Origin of the sequence: Streptococcus sp. 27098_8_148, assembly GCF_041432105.1 — a bacterium.
GTDB lineage: Bacteria > Bacillota > Bacilli > Lactobacillales > Streptococcaceae > Streptococcus > Streptococcus parasanguinis_AE.
The window spans coordinates 24,557-39,158 of sequence record NZ_JAPVYY010000015.1; the positions used below are offsets into that span (position 1 = coordinate 24,557).

Consider the following 14,602-nt stretch of genomic DNA (forward strand, 5'->3'; position numbering starts at 1 on the left):
AGTACAATGCTATCCAAGCAGATATCATCAGGTGAGACAGATAGAAAGTAAATGTTATGGCAGAAAGAAAAATATCTGAGAAATCATTGGAAAATCTCAAACGATTTAACCAAGAAAACAATGCGATTACACGAGAATCCATCGAAATCTCTCTCCTGCAATTGCTGGAGAAAAAAGATCTGAAAAAGATCACTATCTCTGAGCTGGTTCAGCGTGCGGGTGTCTCTCGCGCAGCCTTTTACCGTAATTATGACTCCAAAGAAGAGATTCTAGAGTCCATCTTTCAATCTAGTATCGCAAAGATTACCAAGTCTTTAGATGGCTACAACCTCAAGACAGATCTCTACCAAGTCTGGGTCTACCTCTTTAAGGAAGTCAAGAAAGAAGCCAAAATCATTAGCTTGGCCATTGATTATAATTTTGAGCGACTCTTGACCAAGGCAGTCTATGACTATTTAGAAAAACGCAATGGCAGCTCCTCGAATGGCGCTGGCAGCTACCTCAATTCCTTCTGGAGCTCAGCCATTGTCTCTGTCATCTCCAAATGGATCAAGGATGGCATGAAGATTCCCGCTGAGAAGATCGCTACGTTAGGCCTACCCCTCTTTCCACAAAAGAAAAAGTAAACACCACCGAGAGGTGGTTTTAAAGTAAACTGCACATCTCCGTAACGAGCTCATATGAATAGATAAAACTGAGCAGAGATTAAACAAAGGACAAGAACGATGATCGAAGAACAAATCCAAGCTGCTAAGCAGTATGTTAAAACCTTATTTGCTGATCGAGCGGATGGCCATGATGTGGAGCATACCCTCCGCGTTTATACCAATGCTATGAAAATCGCACAAGCAGAAGGTCCATGTGATCTGGAGATAGTGGGCTTGTCAGCTCTTCTTCACGATGCTGATGATGATAAATTGTTTCATACAGAGAATAATGCGAATGCTCGCATGTTTCTAGAAGAGATCAGTATTCCTCAAGACCAAATCGACCAGATTTGTCGGGTTATCAATGCTGTTTCTTTCAGTAAAAATCGTGGTAAACATCCAGAAACCTTAGAAGGCAAGATTGTCCAGGATGCAGACCGCCTGGATGCGATAGGAGCTGTAGGAATTGCGCGAACTTTTTCCTATGGTGGCTACAAAGGGAGGTCCCTCACTGATACCGTCCAACATTTCCATGACAAGTTGCTTCTCTTAAAAGATGAAATGAACACGGAGACTGCCAAACAAATGGCAGAAAATCGCCATCAGTTTTTAATCACCTTTCTAAAAGAACTAGAGAAGGAACTGGACTGAGTAAAATATTGAAATTAACTTTTATAAAAGACTCGTTTGAAAGGAAGATATGCTAAATAGACTATTGAAAACCCCCATTTTAAGTTGTTCAATTATATTTATTATCTGTTCAGTAGCAAGGCTATTCGAATACTTCTATATGAGGACAGATGAAACCTTTTTATCGTAGAATTTTCTACACAAGCTTTTTGGAATACTTTTATTGTGGGGAATTCTTTCAATTAGCAAATTAAGATGGATAGATATTGGTTTTACACCTAATGGAATAATAAGAGGTATAGGAAATGGCCTACTCTTTGGTTTAGTGTGCTCCATCTTTGCATATACAGTTGAGTGTATTGTTCTCTTGTTTCTTCATGACAATGTTCACTTATCATTTTATGCGAGTGGTTTCTCTTTAACTGATGAAAAAGGATCACAAGCAGGCATCTTGTTTATCTTGTTAAGTGTCTTATTTAACCTGATAAACGTGTGGATGGAAGAAGGAGTTTTTCGTGGCCTTTTCACCAAAATTCTTGAAGGGATTTCTTACCGTAAGAGTCTATTCTTTATAGCCTTCCTATTTGGAATATGGCACTTGGCAATGCCTTTCAGAGATTATCTTCAAGGAGAATCGTCACTCTTAAATCTTATTACCATGGGGATTGGCTATGTTATCCTAGCGGGAATGATGAGCATTAAATGGTCCTTACTATACAAAATGACAGGTTCCTTGTGGCTAGGACTAGGAGATCATCTTTTCAACAATCTTGCTTCAAATCTGGTTCATGTTGTCTCAAATTCTGAATCAGATAGCTTGCAGATAGTGAGAATTATTCTTTGGCAGTTGTTGTCATTTGCAATTGTTTTGAACATTTATAAAAGAAAGTCGAAGACTATAGCGAATCAATAATGAAGCTCTTTTAAGAATTTTTGAATCCTATTACATTTTATGAATCAACGATTTAAAAAATTTTTTATAAGGAACTCTAACAAAAGACCCCTATCTCAAACAGGGGTCTTTCTTTATTCTTGGATCATGGCTAGGAGATCCTCTCCTGTAGTGGTTGGAAGGATCCGGACTCGTTTGAGGGAATAGAGGCCATCAGCGGAGCTGGCGAGTCCATTTTTAGTGGTGAGGCCTAGTTTGTAGTCGGCTTTCTTGGCTTGGTCGATCGTGACCTGGCTGTAGCGACCAGATGGGTAGACGATAACGCTGGTATTTTGATCCAGCACCTTATCCAGCAGGCGTTTAGAAGCGACCAGCTCATTTTTTTGGGTCTCAAGACTGGAATTGGCTAGGTCTGGATGATTGACCGTATGGCTTTCAAAGGTCAAGCCAGCATGTTTCATCTCTTTGATTTGGTCAAAGGTCAGGACATTTTCTTTTTCCTTTTGGGTAAAGTCTGTGATGATATTGTTAGTGGCGGTCATCTTGTACTTCCTAAGAAGCGGATAGACAATAGTATAGAAATCTTCGACGCCATCATCAAAGGTCAGCCAGACAAATTTCTTTCCTTTGGGTACTTCGTTCTTGACGAGGATGCGATAGGCTTCCCCAGGTGTCAGGGTGTAGTAACCCGCTTTTTTTAGGGCCTTTAGTTGGCTTTCAAAGGTTTCTGGATCAACGATCAAATTAGCATTGGCAGCTTCAGACTCGGCCATATTGTGCACGGAGTGGTACATGAGGATGGGCAGTTTGACCGGCTTTTTCACCCGAGTCCACTCGATAGAGGAGCTACCTTCTTCGAGAGAACGCGTCATGGCAGTGCCACTGGTATTCCCCTCATTCGGCTGAGTGATCCGCTTGATCAGAAGAAAGCTACAAATAAAGATACAGACCAGTAGGAGGGCATTGATTCCAAGTAGGGCTTTGATTTTTTTAGGTACTCTTCGTTTACTCATAGTGTCACCGTTTTCATTATTTTCTTTATTGTACCACAAATTCTATGTTCTTTTCCAGAACTTGCTACAGGCAGATCCTGTCATGAAAATTCAGAATTTTTAAGGCAATTGGCTGTCAAACGCTCAAGTTTTTGTTATAATGGAGCTACTATAGAAAATTCAAGGAGTCAATAGGATGTCTGTTAAGATTGCCTTACTAGGATTTGGTACTGTTGCAAGTGGCGTACCATTTTTATTAAAAGAAAACCATGAAAAAATCACCCAGGCAGCTCAAGATGAAATCGAGATCGCCAAGGTCTTGGTTCGAGATGATGCTGAGAAGGAAAAATTACAAGCTGCTGGTCATGACTACAACTTTGTGACCAATGTCGATGAGATCATTGAAGACAAGGACATTGCCATCGTGGTCGAATTGATGGGTCGTATCGAGCCAGCTAAGACCTTTATCACCCGTGCGCTGGAAGCAGGCAAACATGTGGTTTCTGCTAACAAAGACCTTCTTGCCGTTCATGGAAGCGAGTTGCTAGAGATTGCTAAAAAACACCAAGTGGCTCTTTATTATGAAGCTGCCGTAGCTGGTGGGATCCCAATCCTTCGAACTTTGGTGAATTCTTTGGCCTCAGACAAGGTGACCAAGGTTCTTGGTGTGGTCAATGGAACCTCTAACTTCATGATGACCAAAATGGTCGAAGAAGGCTGGACTTATGAGGATGCTTTAGCAGAAGCGCAACGTCTTGGTTACGCTGAAAGTGATCCAACCAACGACGTTGAAGGAATCGATGCTGCTTACAAGATGGTGATCTTGAGCCAGTTCGCTTTTGGGATGAATATCCAATTTGACCAAGTAGGTCACAAAGGAATTAGCCAGATCACTCCTCAAGATGTCTCAGTTGCTCAAAGCCTTGGCTATGTCATCAAGCTTGTCGGCTCTATCGTTGAAACAGAGTCAGGGATCGCAGCAGAAGTGACACCAACCTTCCTTCCAAAACAACATCCACTCGCAGGAGTTAATGATGTCATGAATGCGGTCTATGTGGAATCCATCGGTATTGGTGAGTCTATGTACTACGGACCAGGTGCTGGTCAAAAACCAACTGCGACAAGTGTCGTAGCCGACCTCGTCCGCATTGTCCGTCGTCTAAAAGAAGGAACGATCGGTAAAGCCTTCAATGAATACAGTCGCCCTCTTCAATTGGCTAAGCCAGAAGACGTGAAGAACAATTATTACTTCTCAATCAAAGCACCAGATGCGACTGGTCAAATCTTGCGTCTTGCGGAAATCTTTAATGCAGAAGGAGCATCCTTCAAGCAAATCCTTCAAGAAGACTCAGATGGTCACTATGCAAGTGTTGTCATCATTACTCACCAAGTTAACCAAACTCAATTCAAGAACTTGGTTGAAAAATTGGATTCAGAGGCGAATTTCGAACTCTTGAATACCTTTAAAGTCTTGGGAGAATAAGCATGAAAATTATTGTTCCAGCAACCAGTGCCAATGTAGGGCCAGGATTTGATTCTGTTGGGATTGCCGTGACTCGCTATTTGACCATTGAAGTCCTTGAACCAGCAGATGCTTGGTTTATTGAGCATGATCTTGGAGCAGGGATTCCGACAGATGAGAAAAACCTTTTGCTCTCAACAGCTCTTTCTATCTCAACTGATATGCAACCCCATCGGATCAAGATGACTAGTGAAGTGCCTTTGGCGCGTGGTCTTGGATCTTCTAGCTCGGTCATTGTCGCAGGGATTGAATTGGCCAACCAATTAGCCAACCTCCAGCTATCAGACGCTGAGAAATTACGCATCGCGACCGAGATCGAAGGTCATCCGGATAATGTAGCTCCAGCTATCTTTGGGAATATGGTCATTGCGAGCTACATCGGTGAAGATGTCCAATATGTCACGGCTGACTTCCCAAGCTGTGACCTTGTGGCCTTTGTACCGAGCTACCAATTGAAGACCAGTGATAGTCGGAATGTCCTACCGAAAGAATGGTCTTATAAGGAAGCTGTTGCAGCCAGTAGCGTAGCCAATGTCGCTATCGCAGCTCTCCTCAAGGGAGATTTGCTGACGGCTGGTCGCTCCATCGAGTCAGATCATTTCCACGAGCGCTACCGTCAATCTCTTGTCAAAGAGTTCCCTCAGGTCAAAGAAGTCGCACATGCGCATGGGGCTTATGCTACCTATCTGTCAGGAGCAGGCCCAACGATCATGAACCTCTTAGCGCCAGAGCATACAGCAGCCTTTGTCGCAGCTCTCGAAGAACTCAGGCTAGATGGTCAGATTTTCCAACTTAAAATCGACACATTTGGCGTTCGTGTTGAGAAATAAACCTCAATGTAACACAAATGAAAGAAGGATGTATACAAATGTATATGTCCTTTTTGCTTCTCCTATGGTAGAATGGGAACTGTACGGGGAAAAGCTCAAGCTTTCCCGAAAGTTTAGGGGGAAACATGAAACCAGAATATTTATATAGTATTGCTACCGATCTTGGTCTACAATTTGATGGCGAAGCCCGTGTGATGTATGGAGAGCGTGAGGGCTTCTTGTTAGTCATTGAAGGCGCTCAAACCAAGAATGTATTTACCATTTCACTCAGTGTGAAACAAGGTTCCGAAGGAGACTTGATCGAAGATAGTGAAATTCTTTGGAATGAATTAAAAGAACAATCAAAAGCCATTAATGCCATCTCTTCTGATGGTTACTTGACCTCGATCGTAGTCAAAGGTGGAATGACCAAAGGGAAGGCTGTCGAAACCTTATGGACAGCTATCCAAGATATTGTTGATTTCTTGCTCAACCACCAATTTGTGCAAGTGAATGCGGAAACGGGTGAGGAAGGGCCAATCGGTCTGTATCAAATTGGAGATGCGATCTTTTTAATCGACGATGAAACCTTTAGAGCCTACCAAGCCGAAGTGCAAGATACAGTTGAGGCTTATGAAGCGCGGGAAGAAAACTTCCTTTTAGGGATTGTAGGGGCTGTGATCGGTGTAATCATCGGTGGAGCAGTTGCCCTCTTGGTAGCGCGTCTTGGCTATGTATCTGTTTTAGCAGGGGCTGCCCTCGGTTATTGTACTATCAAAGGTTATGAGATTCTTGGTAAGAAATTGACTAAAAAAGGTGTGGTAGTTTCAGCTATTTTGATGGTCTTGACCGTCTTTTTGGTCAACCAATTAGATTATACTTTGGCGCTTATGAGTGAACTGGATTTGCCATTTGATATGTCCTGGACGCTTCTCAATGAAGCGACATTTTCAGGGGACGTCCCAGATAAATTTTACTTGAATCTAGGCTTGCTAGCTGTCTTTACTCTTGGTGGTGCTTGGATTTCGGTCAAATCAGCTCTGGATGGACAAAAGAATCGTACCATCGCACGTAAAATTGCATAATAAATGGTAAAAGGAAGGCCTGAATATTATAGGTCTTCTTTTGTTTTTTAGGGTCGAAAAATAGTCAAAAATTTGGTATAATAGTTTGTATTTTTATAGAGAGAGAACAGACAGAAAGATGAATGAAAAAATGAATCAAATTCTTGAAGGGATTGATATCCGTTTTCAAGAACCTTTAAAACATTATACCTTCACAAAGGTCGGTGGGAATGCTGAATTTTTAGCCTTCCCTCGCAACCAATACGAATTAAAACGCATCGTCCAATTTGCCAACCAAGAGCAAATTCCATGGATGGTCCTGGGCAATGCGTCCAATATCATTGTCCGTGATGGGGGCATTCCGGGATTTGTCATTATGTTTGATCGCTTGCGTGACATCAGTGTGGACGGCTATGTGATCGAAGCAGAGGCAGGAGCTAAACTCATCGACACCACTCATGTGGCATTGCACCATAGTTTGAAAGGCTTCGAGTTTGCTAGTGGCATTCCAGGCAGTGTCGGTGGTGCTGTCTTTATGAATGCGGGAGCCTATGGGGGAGAAATCGCTCATGTCCTAGTATCCTGTAAGGTCTTGACCAAAGACGGAGAGATCGAAACTCTGTCAGCGAGTGAACTAGCTTTTGGCTACCGTCATTCTAAGATTCAAGAGACAGGTGCTGTCGTCATCTCTGCCAAATTTGCTTTGTCACCAGGCAATCACGAGGTGATCAAGCAGGAGATGGATCGGTTGACCCATCTTCGTCAGTTGAAACAACCCCTTGAATACCCTTCTTGTGGATCTGTCTTTAAGCGTCCTGTTGGCCATTTTGCAGGTCAATTAATCAGTGAAGCAGGTCTAAAAGGCTATCGAATCGGTGGTGTGGAAGTTTCTGAAAAACATGCCGGCTTTATGGTCAATGTCGATAATGGAACGGCTAAGGACTATGAAGATTTGATCGCCCATGTCATTGAGGCAGTAGAAGCTCACTCAGGCGTCCGTTTAGAACCAGAAGTTCGCATAATCGGCCAAGCCTAAAAGCTTAAGTATTGAAGAACAATTGATTGTGAATAATCGATAGCATCAGTCGGAGAGGGGGTGAGTGCCTATCGATACCGTAAATAGGTGGGGCAGTCTAGTAAGTCCCCGAGAGGTATTGGTGGTCTGACAGGTCTTCCTGTCAGCCGCTGCATTTTCGTTTGAAAAGCAGTTTGGTAATCGTAGTAAAGAAGGAATTTATGTGAATTGAAAAAACCAATTATTGAGTTTAAAAATGTTTCAAAGGTCTTTGAAGATAGCGGAACCGTTGTCCTAAAGGATATCAATTTTGAGTTGGAAGAAGGGAAGTTCTATACCCTGCTCGGTGCATCTGGATCAGGAAAATCGACCATCCTTAATATCATTGCAGGTCTTTTGGACGCGACGACTGGAGATGTCTACCTTGATGGGGAACGGATCAATGATGTCCCTACCAACAAACGGGACGTCCACACCGTCTTTCAGTCCTATGCCCTGTTTCCACATATGACGGTCTTTGAAAATGTGGCTTTTCCTCTTCGTTTGAAAAAGGTGGACAAGGCTGAGATCGAACGTCGGGTTTCAGAAGTCTTGAAAATGGTCCAGTTAGCGGGATTTGAAAAACGCTCGATCCAAAAATTATCTGGTGGTCAACGCCAGCGGGTAGCTATTGCCCGGGCTATTATCAATGAACCACGAGTGGTCCTTTTAGATGAGCCCTTGTCTGCACTTGACTTGAAGCTTCGGACAGACATGCAGTATGAGTTGCGGGAATTGCAACAACGTTTGGGGATTACCTTTGTCTTTGTTACCCACGACCAAGAAGAAGCCCTTGCCATGAGTGACTGGATCTTTGTCATGAATGAAGGGGAGATCGTCCAATCTGGTACACCGGTTGATATCTATGATGAACCGATCAACCACTTTGTTGCCACCTTTATCGGTGAGTCTAACATTCTAGATGGTCGCATGATCGAGGACTACTTGGTTGAGTTCAATGGCAAACGCTTTGAAGCCGTCGATGGTGGGATGCGTCCAAATGAACCAGTTGAAGTTGTCATTCGTCCTGAAGACTTGCAAATTACTCTTCCTGAAGAGGGCAAACTCCAAGTGAAGGTGGACACCCAGCTCTTCCGTGGTGTGCATTATGAGATCATCGCCTATGATGATTTGGGAAATGAGTGGATGATTCACTCCACTCGCAAGGCCATCGTGGGAGAAGTCATCGGGCTAGACTTTGAACCAGAAGATATCCACGTTATGCGTCTCAACGAAACCGAAGAAGAATTCGATGCGCGGATCGAAGAGTACGTTGAAGTGGAAGAGCAAGAAGCTGGTTTGATTAATGCCATTGAGGAGGAAAGAGATGAAGAAAACAACCTCTAATCTATTTATCCTCCCCTATTTCTTGTGGATTTTTCTCTTTGTCTTGGCTCCTGTAGTCATGATCATCTTTCAATCGTTTTTCAACGTTGAAGGGCAGTTTTCACTTGAAAACTACAAAGAGTTCTTTACTTCGCAAAATCTGACCTATTTAAAGATGAGCTTTAATTCGGTCCTTTATGCCGGAATCGTCACCTTGGTGACGCTCTTGATCTCCTACCCAACTGCTTACTTTTTGACGCTGCTCAAACACCGGCAGTTGTGGTTAATGTTGATCGTCTTGCCAACCTGGGTCAATCTCTTGCTCAAGGCCTATGCCTTTATCGGAATCTTTGGGCAAAACGGATCCATTAATAGCTTTTTAAGCTTTCTCGGAGTCGCTCCCCAGCAGATCCTCTTTACCGATTTCTCCTTTATCTTTGTAGCCAGCTACATTGAGTTGCCTTTTATGATTTTGCCGATCTTTAATGTCTTAGATGACTTAGATCCAAACTTGATCAATGCCAGCTATGATTTGGGAGCCAATCGTTGGGATACCTTCCGTCATGTGGTCTTCCCCTTGTCCATGAATGGAGTCCGCTCAGGTGTACAATCTGTCTTTATTCCTAGTCTGAGCCTCTTCATGTTGACACGGATGATCGGTGGAAACCGGGTCATTACTTTGGGGACTGCGATTGAACAGCACTTCCTGACTACACAAAACTGGGGAATGGGTTCCACCATCGGAGTTGTTCTGATCCTTGCTATGCTCCTTACCATGTGGGCAACTAGAGAAAGGAGAGAACGATGAAAAAAGTATCCCATTTCTATCTAGGCTTCGTCTTTCTGATCCTCTATCTTCCTATTTTCTATTTGATCTTTTATGCCTTCAATAAAGGGGGAGATATGAATGCCTTTACGGGCTTCACGCTTGAGCATTTCAATGAATTGTTCGCAGATAGTCGCCTGATGCTGATCTTATCAGAGACCTTCCTCTTGGCCTTTTTGTCAGCCTTGATTGCGACAGTGATTGGAACCTTTGGAGCCATTTATATCTACCAATCGAAGAAGAAGTTAGAAGGACCTTTGCTCTCTATCAACAACATTCTTATGGTAGCGCCAGACGTTATGATCGGGGCCAGCTTCTTGATTCTCTTTACGACGGTGAAGTACCAGCTAGGTTTCCTATCTGTTTTGGCTAGCCACGTGGCTTTCTCGATTCCCATTGTGGTCTTGATGGTCTTGCCACGACTCAAGGAAATGAACCGGGATATGGTCAATGCTGCCTATGACTTGGGAGCTACCCAAGTGCAAATGCTCAAAGAGATCATGTTGCCGTATCTGACACCAGCCATTATTGCTGGCTACTTTATGGCCTTTACCTATTCGCTTGACGACTTTGCCGTGACCTTCTTTGTAACCGGAAATGGCTTTACAACCTTGTCTGTAGAGATTTACTCACGTGCGCGTCAAGGGATCTCCCTCAGTATCAATGCCTTGTCCGCCCTTGTCTTTCTCTTTAGTGTGCTCTTGGTCATCGGTTATTACTTTATTACCCGTGAAAAGGAGGAAGCAGCATGAAAAAACTTTATTCATTCCTAACTGGGATTGTCCTTGTCATTCTGGTCCTCTGGGGAATTAGCCACCAGATCGAAGCGAGCATGAATACCAAGAATAGTGACAAGTTGGTCATCTACAACTGGGGAGATTATATCGATCCAGAATTGCTAACGGAATTCACAAAAGAGACAGGAATTCAGGTGCAATATGATACCTTTGATTCCAACGAAGCCATGTACACCAAGATCAAGCAAGGGGGAACCACCTACGATATTGCGATTCCTAGTGAATACATGATTGCCAAGATGATGGATGAGCATCTGGTTGAAAAGTTGGACCAATCTAAGATCAAAGGGATGGAAAATATTGATCCAAAACTTTTGAACCAATCGTTTGATCCGGGTAACCAATATTCAGTACCTTATTTCTGGGGTACCTTGGGGATTGTCTACAATACCAAGATGGTTAAAAATGCTCCTGAACATTGGTCAGATCTCTGGCGTGAAGAGTACAGAAATGACATCATGATGTACGATGGTGCGCGTGAGGTCATGGGAATTGGTCTCAATACCTTGGGCTATAGCCTCAATGAAAAGGATCCAAAGAAATTGCAAGAGGCAGTAGATAAACTCTACACCTTGACGCCAAATATCAAAGCTTTGGTGGCCGATGAGATGAAAGGCTATATGATCCAAAACAATGCGGCTATTGGGGTTACTTTCTCAGGAGAGGCTAGCCAAATGCTCGAAGCCAATAAGGATCTTCGCTATGTCGTTCCAACTGAAGCCAGCAACCTTTGGTTTGATAACATTGTCATTCCAAAAACCGTGAAAAATAAAGAAGCAGCATATGCCTTTATTAACTTTATGCTTCGTCCTAAAAATGCTTTGAAAAATGCTCTTTATGTCGGCTACTCAACGCCAAATAAAAAAGCCAAAGCCATGTTGCCAAAAGAAATCCAAAATGATCAATCCTTCTATCCAAGCGATGAAACACTGGACCATTTGGAAGTCTATCAACAATTAGGCAAGAAGTTGCTTGGAGTCTATAACGATCTTTACCTTCAGGTCAAGATGTATCGAAAATAACAAAAAGGAACCTCCAGGTTCCTTTTTGATTGCAGATAAACTCCTCTTAGAAACTTTCCTTAAGTGAGCACGGACGTCAGCGAACTTCGAAGAAGTTCCATGACTTAGTTTTGGATCTAAGGTTCCAAAACTCCCGAGTGCTAGAAACAATGGTGTTTCTAGCACTTTTCTCACAGCGGAAAGTTTCATTATATATTTAGATGCTCTACAAAAATGCAACATTTGAATTTTTAGCATCACTTAGGTGTTATTTGTAAAAAAGGATTATCTATATTCTAGCAGAACACCGCAGGTTCTTTTATGATTGCTGCATAAAGTCTCTAACTAGTGAGTTAGATTGAGATTCAAATGAAAGATGCTATAATAGTAAAGAAAGTGACTGATTCGTTCAGTCATGAAAGGAAGGATTGGAGAAGATTAAATGAAGAGACGTGTGGAACTATTTTTGATCATTTTGTTACCGATACTAGGACTGGTTTTTCTTGGAGGAAAAATCATGACCCTGACCAAAAGACCGGAGCAGAAGATAACGACCTCATCTTCAAAGAAAGTCGTACAAAAATCAGAAGAAGAAATAAAAAAAGAGCAAGTAGCATACCTCAAAGAACACGAGCAAGAAATCGTTGATTATGTGAGGGCTCAAAATTCAAGAATTGAGTCAGTTCAGATTGATTGGACTGATGTGAGATGGAGTGATGGAGGTTTCTTGTTTCCTGATTATTCTATTGAAGTTTATGGAACAGTGAATCATATTGAAGATTCAGGATGGAGTGCCTCTATGCCGATTAATGATGATGATTCAATCGATTTGAAAAAAATTTCCATATTTAACCATATAACCATCGGTGAAGAAATATTGGAGTAGTAGTTTTTTTGATCTATGTTGAAATTTAAGGATAAATTATGAAGAAACATACTAAAATTATTTTGCTAACAGTAACATCAATAGTTGCTTTATTTAGTATCGAAGGATGTACCATAAAATCAAAAGAGCAAACGAAACCAGCACCCATTGCAACCCCTTCGACAACCAAGGAAGATAAAGAAGCGACGAAGCAAAAACAAATTGCCTATTTGAAAGAAAATGAAAAAGAAATTGTTGATTTTGTGAAGTCAAAAAATTCAAAAATAGCATCCGTTCAGGTTAATTGGAGTGATATTCGATGGGGCGAAGCAGGCAACGGAACTCCTCAAGGAGGTGGCGAGATCATCGAGTTGTATGGTGGCTTTAATCATATTGAAAATTCTGGTTGGAATGTCACAATTGAGATTCATAATGAAATGCCTGATCTAAAAACTATGATGTTAAGCAATGGTTTTGGTGTTGGGGGAGAAGTATTTGAGTAATTTGGATAAGGAAAAGCTATGAAATTACAAACAAGACAAATCATGGTAACAGTTGTTGCCATTGCTGGATTTTTAAGCCTTGGAGGGTGTGTTGGAAATCCAAAAGAACAGACAAAACCAATAAATCACATCGCTTCTTCATCAACCAAAGAAGATAAAGAAGTCATTAAACAAAAACAGCTCGCCTATCTGAAAGAACACGAGCAAGAAATGACAGTCTATGTGAAAGCACATAATGCCAATATTCATCAGGTGTCTTATGACTGGGACAGTATTAAAACAGTTGTAGGAGGTAATGGAACACCTCAGGGAGGTGACGAAATACTATTAGTTTATGGTTATGCAAATGGAAGTGATCTAACAAATTTTAGTCTGAATTTTACGTTAGACGAAAATAAAATGCCTAAAATAGATTCAATTGGTTCTGATAGTTTATATCGAGTAGAAAAGAATTGATTTATCCGTTAGACAATGAGAGATGCAATAGAGGAATCACTTTTTAACGAAATAAAATGATGAAAAAACAAATAAACAATCTGATGATCGCACTTGCTTTCATTTTAACAATTGGATGTCTAGTAGGATGTGTGAAGCAAGAACGTGAAAAGAGCAGAAAAGCGCAAACTGCGACCTCTTCAACCACAAAAGAGGACAAAGAAGCCATTAAACAAAAGCAGCTAGCCTATTTGAAAGAACATGAAAAAGAAATCGTCGATTTTGTGAAAGCTCAAAGTCCGAAAATCGAATCCGTCCAGATTTATTGGGACGAAACGCAATGGATTGATGGTGGAAATGGGACACCGCAAAGTGGAGATGAGGTCATAGAAATTTTTGGAACCGTCAATCAACTTGAAGATTCAGGATGGAGGGTGGATGTCGTATTTGATTCTGATCAAAAGATGACATTCAGTATGGGCCATCATATTAGTATTAAGGGTGATTATATTGAGTAAGAACCGGAAGATTCAGAGCCTGTAAGGAGGATTTATGAAGAGACAAGAAAAAATGATTTTCAATTTACTTGCTTTATGTGTCGCATTGCTCATCATCACAGGCTGTACTGTAAAATCTAAAGAAGAGATGAAGCAAGAAAAAACGAATGTTTCTTCCTCAACCAAAGAAGATGCAGAAACTGTCACACAAAAGCAAGTAAACTTTTTAAAAAAGCACGAGTCCGAAATTACGAACTACATAAAGTCGAATGATCCAGAAGTTGTTCGAGTCAAGTATGACTGGGATAGCGTGAAAGTAGGAGATAGTGGTGCTTTTACGGAATCTGGGTTTGACATTCGTTTAAAGGTCTATGGGGCAAATGATAAGGAACTCAATGGCTATTCATTCTTTATTGTCCCAAAACCAAATGTTGAGAATCCAATTTCAATTGATTCAATTTCTGGTTCAAATTTTCCTTAATGAAATCAACAGATCATTCTATCTATTAAGAGGAAAGGATTCCAAAAATACTTGAGCTACGAGTTCATAATAGATCTAGAAATGACTGGTTGAAATTTTAAAGAATAATCTGTACAGAATAATAGGAGGACTTATGAAAAGTCGAAAAATCATGATAATAGTTGCTTCAATTGTAGCGCTCCTAAGTATAGGAAGTTGTACCGTGAAACATAAAGATGATACAAAACAAGGAAAAACGATTGCTACTTCATCTACGAAAGA

General features: G+C 41.5%; 17 protein-coding genes. 16 read left to right on the plus strand and 1 reads right to left on the minus strand.

Going from position 1 to position 14,602, the window contains the following annotated elements:
* Positions 1-56 precede the first annotated feature (56 nt).
* The 3 genes from O3646_RS09700 to O3646_RS09710 all read left to right on the plus strand — a co-directional run bounded on the left by O3646_RS09700 (position 57) and on the right by O3646_RS09710 (position 2,190).
* Positions 57-626 (plus strand): TetR/AcrR family transcriptional regulator, encoded by a 570-nt coding sequence (locus tag O3646_RS09700; protein WP_049515349.1) that lies wholly within the window; start codon positions 57-59, stop codon positions 624-626.
* 99 nt (positions 627-725) lie between these two features.
* Complete coding sequence (locus tag O3646_RS09705; RefSeq protein WP_118095308.1) at positions 726-1,298, plus strand: HD domain-containing protein; 573 nt, start codon at positions 726-728, stop codon at positions 1,296-1,298.
* Between the two features lie 202 nt (positions 1,299-1,500).
* Positions 1,501-2,190, plus strand: a complete 690-nt coding sequence (locus O3646_RS09710) for a CPBP family intramembrane glutamic endopeptidase (protein ID WP_260314118.1) — start codon at positions 1,501-1,503, stop codon at positions 2,188-2,190.
* A gap of 113 nt (positions 2,191-2,303) precedes the next feature.
* On the opposite strand, the gene O3646_RS09715 is transcribed toward O3646_RS09710, so the two are convergent.
* Positions 2,304-3,182, minus strand: a complete 879-nt coding sequence (locus O3646_RS09715) for a polysaccharide deacetylase family protein (protein WP_049515352.1) — start codon at positions 3,180-3,182, stop codon at positions 2,304-2,306.
* 175 nt (positions 3,183-3,357) lie between these two features.
* On the opposite strand from O3646_RS09715, the gene O3646_RS09720 reads away from it, so the two are divergent.
* The 13 genes from O3646_RS09720 to O3646_RS09780 all read left to right on the plus strand — a co-directional run bounded on the left by O3646_RS09720 (position 3,358) and on the right by O3646_RS09780 (position 14,341).
* Complete coding sequence (locus O3646_RS09720) at positions 3,358-4,644, plus strand: homoserine dehydrogenase (protein ID WP_023918393.1); 1,287 nt, start codon at positions 3,358-3,360, stop codon at positions 4,642-4,644.
* Positions 4,645-4,646: 2 nt separating this feature from the next.
* Complete coding sequence (thrB, locus tag O3646_RS09725; protein WP_023918391.1) at positions 4,647-5,513, plus strand: homoserine kinase; 867 nt, start codon at positions 4,647-4,649, stop codon at positions 5,511-5,513.
* A gap of 125 nt (positions 5,514-5,638) precedes the next feature.
* Positions 5,639-6,577: a hypothetical protein gene (locus tag O3646_RS09730; protein ID WP_371610816.1), complete on the plus strand. Its 939-nt coding sequence runs from the start codon at positions 5,639-5,641 to the stop codon at positions 6,575-6,577.
* Positions 6,578-6,695: 118 nt separating this feature from the next.
* On the plus strand, positions 6,696-7,592 hold the full coding sequence (gene murB, locus O3646_RS09735; RefSeq protein ID WP_024055526.1) for a UDP-N-acetylmuramate dehydrogenase: 897 nt from the start codon (positions 6,696-6,698) through the stop codon (positions 7,590-7,592).
* A 207-nt stretch (positions 7,593-7,799) separates the two neighbouring features.
* Positions 7,800-8,957, plus strand: coding sequence for an ABC transporter ATP-binding protein (locus tag O3646_RS09740; protein ID WP_003002881.1), 1,158 nt, complete (start codon positions 7,800-7,802; stop codon positions 8,955-8,957).
* The gene (locus O3646_RS09745) at positions 8,938-9,744 is read left to right on the plus strand and encodes an ABC transporter permease (protein WP_049475040.1); all 807 of its coding nucleotides are present in this window, start codon (positions 8,938-8,940) and stop codon (positions 9,742-9,744) included. The genes O3646_RS09740 and O3646_RS09745 overlap by 20 nt, the downstream gene beginning before the upstream one ends.
* Positions 9,741-10,514 (plus strand): ABC transporter permease, encoded by a 774-nt coding sequence (locus O3646_RS09750; protein WP_003002847.1) that lies wholly within the window; start codon positions 9,741-9,743, stop codon positions 10,512-10,514. The genes O3646_RS09745 and O3646_RS09750 overlap by 4 nt, the downstream gene beginning before the upstream one ends.
* A complete protein-coding gene (locus O3646_RS09755; RefSeq protein ID WP_371610817.1) occupies positions 10,511-11,581 on the plus strand; it encodes a PotD/PotF family extracellular solute-binding protein in 1,071 nt (356 codons plus the stop codon). Before O3646_RS09750 ends, O3646_RS09755 begins: the two co-directional genes overlap by 4 nt.
* A gap of 421 nt (positions 11,582-12,002) precedes the next feature.
* Positions 12,003-12,446, plus strand: a complete 444-nt coding sequence (locus tag O3646_RS09760) for a hypothetical protein (RefSeq protein WP_368385591.1) — start codon at positions 12,003-12,005, stop codon at positions 12,444-12,446.
* Positions 12,447-12,484: 38 nt separating this feature from the next.
* The gene (locus O3646_RS09765; RefSeq protein WP_371610818.1) at positions 12,485-12,928 is read left to right on the plus strand and encodes a lipoprotein BUG3; all 444 of its coding nucleotides are present in this window, start codon (positions 12,485-12,487) and stop codon (positions 12,926-12,928) included.
* Between the two features lie 18 nt (positions 12,929-12,946).
* Positions 12,947-13,384, plus strand: a complete 438-nt coding sequence (locus O3646_RS09770) for a hypothetical protein (protein ID WP_371610819.1) — start codon at positions 12,947-12,949, stop codon at positions 13,382-13,384.
* 59 nt (positions 13,385-13,443) lie between these two features.
* A complete protein-coding gene (locus O3646_RS09775; RefSeq protein ID WP_371610820.1) occupies positions 13,444-13,881 on the plus strand; it encodes a lipoprotein BUG3 in 438 nt (145 codons plus the stop codon).
* A 34-nt stretch (positions 13,882-13,915) separates the two neighbouring features.
* Positions 13,916-14,341 carry a hypothetical protein gene (locus O3646_RS09780; protein WP_371610821.1) on the plus strand — a complete coding sequence of 142 codons (426 nt, stop codon included), beginning with the start codon at positions 13,916-13,918 and terminating at the stop codon, positions 14,339-14,341.
* The last annotated feature ends 261 nt before the right edge of the window (positions 14,342-14,602 follow it).

Bases quoted from the DNA above. Each gene is read 5' to 3' on its own strand.
- O3646_RS09700 (WP_049515349.1), top strand. From the start codon at position 57: ATGGCAGAAAGAAAAATATCTGAGAAATCATTGGAAAATCTCAAACGA.
- O3646_RS09705 (WP_118095308.1), top strand. From the start codon at position 726: ATGATCGAAGAACAAATCCAAGCTGCTAAGCAGTATGTTAAAACCTTA.
- O3646_RS09715 (WP_049515352.1), bottom strand. From the start codon at position 3,182: ATGAGTAAACGAAGAGTACCTAAAAAAATCAAAGCCCTACTTGGAATC.
- O3646_RS09720 (WP_023918393.1), top strand. From the start codon at position 3,358: ATGTCTGTTAAGATTGCCTTACTAGGATTTGGTACTGTTGCAAGTGGC.
- thrB (WP_023918391.1), top strand. From the start codon at position 4,647: ATGAAAATTATTGTTCCAGCAACCAGTGCCAATGTAGGGCCAGGATTT.
- O3646_RS09730 (WP_371610816.1), top strand. From the start codon at position 5,639: ATGAAACCAGAATATTTATATAGTATTGCTACCGATCTTGGTCTACAA.
- murB (WP_024055526.1), top strand. From the start codon at position 6,696: ATGAATGAAAAAATGAATCAAATTCTTGAAGGGATTGATATCCGTTTT.
- O3646_RS09745 (WP_049475040.1), top strand. From the start codon at position 8,938: ATGAAGAAAACAACCTCTAATCTATTTATCCTCCCCTATTTCTTGTGG.
- O3646_RS09750 (WP_003002847.1), top strand. From the start codon at position 9,741: ATGAAAAAAGTATCCCATTTCTATCTAGGCTTCGTCTTTCTGATCCTC.
- O3646_RS09755 (WP_371610817.1), top strand. From the start codon at position 10,511: ATGAAAAAACTTTATTCATTCCTAACTGGGATTGTCCTTGTCATTCTG.
- O3646_RS09760 (WP_368385591.1), top strand. From the start codon at position 12,003: ATGAAGAGACGTGTGGAACTATTTTTGATCATTTTGTTACCGATACTA.
- O3646_RS09765 (WP_371610818.1), top strand. From the start codon at position 12,485: ATGAAGAAACATACTAAAATTATTTTGCTAACAGTAACATCAATAGTT.
- O3646_RS09770 (WP_371610819.1), top strand. From the start codon at position 12,947: ATGAAATTACAAACAAGACAAATCATGGTAACAGTTGTTGCCATTGCT.
- O3646_RS09775 (WP_371610820.1), top strand. From the start codon at position 13,444: ATGAAAAAACAAATAAACAATCTGATGATCGCACTTGCTTTCATTTTA.
- O3646_RS09780 (WP_371610821.1), top strand. From the start codon at position 13,916: ATGAAGAGACAAGAAAAAATGATTTTCAATTTACTTGCTTTATGTGTC.